Annotated in this window: 2 protein-coding genes; both read right to left on the bottom strand. The window is 66.3% G+C overall.

The window, feature by feature from the left end:
* The coding region (locus tag LI92_RS21035; RefSeq protein ID WP_046322397.1) for an ACT domain-containing protein at positions 1 to 609 on the bottom strand (609 nt) is incomplete at its 3' end.
* A gap of 49 nt (positions 610 to 658) precedes the next feature.
* A partial coding sequence (locus LI92_RS21030; protein WP_046322396.1) for a cytochrome c oxidase subunit I occupies positions 659 to 2,049 on the bottom strand: 1,391 nt, incomplete at its 5' end.

Here is a 2,049-nt window from a genome sequence, read left to right as displayed (position 1 = left end):
GTGTATAAGAGACAGCTCGATGACCTCGCCCTGGATCAGGGTGGAGTCGACGTCGAACACGATCAGCCGCTTGGTCCGGCGCGACAGGCTGGCGTCTTGGAACGCCACGTCGACCTGCTGTTGGGCGGCGACTTTGCTCAGCGCGGTCTGTAACCGCCCGGCGCTGCCGTCGGGAACCGAGATCCGCAGTTCCAGCCCGGTCACCGGGTAGTCGGAAACGCCCCGGATCATGTCGATGTTCGCATCGATCTCGGCGATCTCGTGGGCCAGCGCCCCCAGCGCGGTGGCAGCCACCGGTCGCCCCAGCACGACGATGCGATGTGTGGACGGCGCGGCGATGATCGGCGCGTCGTCGCCGCGCTGGATCGTGACGTCGAGGCCGACGCCGTGAATCGCGGCGGTGACCTCGTCGGCCAGGGCCGTCCGGTCAGCCACTTCCGGCGTCACCGAGACCAGCACGCCCAGGGTCAGCCGACCGCGGACCACCACCTGCTCGACGTTGAGCAACTCCACCTGATAACGCGACAGCACCTCGAAGAGGGCCGACGTCACGCCAGGCTGATCGACACCGGTGACGGTGATCAGCACCGGCACCTTGGGCGCGCTCACCCCTGGCGGGCGCCCGGCTGGGCCGGGCGCCGCCTCTGCCCGAGGATCATCAAGCGTTCGCGGGTTCGTACACTTCGTCGCCGGGGTGACGGCCGACGTGTGCCTCGGCCCGCAGCCGATCGATCATGTGCGGGTAGTGCAGCTCGAAAGCGGGACGCTCCGAACGGATCCGGGGCAGCTCGGTGAAGTTGTGCCGAGGCGGCGGGCAACTGGTCGCCCACTCCAAGGAGTTTCCGTAGCCCCACGGGTCGTCGACGGTGACAACCTCACCGTAACGCCAGCTCTTGAACACGTTCCAGGTGAAGGCGATCATCGACGAGCCCAGGATGAACGCGCCGACGGTCGACACGATGTTCAGCGAGGTGAAGCCGTCGGTGGGCAGGTAGTCCGCGTAGCGGCGCGGCATGCCCATGTTGCCCAGCCAGTGCTGGATCAGGAACGTGGTGTGGAAGCCGATGAAGGTCAGCCAGAAGTGCAGCTTCCCAAGCCGTTCGTCGAGCAGACGGCCGGTCATCTTCGGGAACCAGAAGTAGATACCGGAGAAGGTCGCGAACACGATGGTGCCGAACAGCACGTAGTGGAAGTGCGCGATCAGGAAGTAGCTGTCGCTGACGTGGAAGTCCAGCGGCGGGCTGGCCAGCATCACGCCGGTCAGACCACCGGCCATGAACGTGACGATGAAGCCCAGCGCGAACAGCATCGGCGTCTCGAAGGTCAGCTGGCCCCGCCACATGGTGCCGATCCAGTTGAAGAACTTCAGGCCGGTCGGGATGGCGATCATCAGGGTCAGCAGCGAGAAGAACGGCAGCAGCACCGCACCGGTGGCGAACATGTGGTGCGCCCACACCGCGGTCGACAGCCCGGCGATGCTCAGCGTCGCGTACACCAGGGTGACGTAGCCGAAGATCGGCTTGCGGGAGAAGACCGGGAACACTTCACTGACGATGCCGAAGAACGGCAGCGCGATGATGTACACCTCGGGGTGGCCGAAGAACCAGAACAGGTGCTGCCACAACAGCACGCCGCCGTTGGCGGAGTCGTAGACATGCCCGCCCAGGTGACGGTCCACCGCCAGGCCCAGCAGTGCGGCGGTCAGCAGCGGGAAGACGATCAGCACCAGGATCGAGGTGACCAGGATGTTCCAGGTGAAGATCGGCAGCCGGAACATCGTCATGCCCGGGGCGCGCATGCACGCCACCGTGGTGATCATGTTCACCGCACCCAGAATGGTGCCCAGACCACCGACGGCCAGGCCCATGATCCACAGGTCGCCGCCGGCCCCCGGTGAGTGCACCGCGTCGCTCAGCGGGGTGTAGGCGGTCCAGCCGAAGTCAGCGGCGCCGCCCGGGGTGATGAAGCCGGCCAGGGCGATGGTCGCGCCGAACAGGAACAGCCAGAACGAGAACGCGTTCAGACGCGGGAAGGCCACGTCCGGCGCAC

The organism is Mycobacterium sp. UM_Kg1 (assembly GCF_000972925.1).
Taxonomy (GTDB): domain Bacteria; phylum Actinomycetota; class Actinomycetes; order Mycobacteriales; family Mycobacteriaceae; genus Mycobacterium; species Mycobacterium hiberniae.
This window is presented reverse-complemented; position numbering and strand designations above follow the sequence as displayed.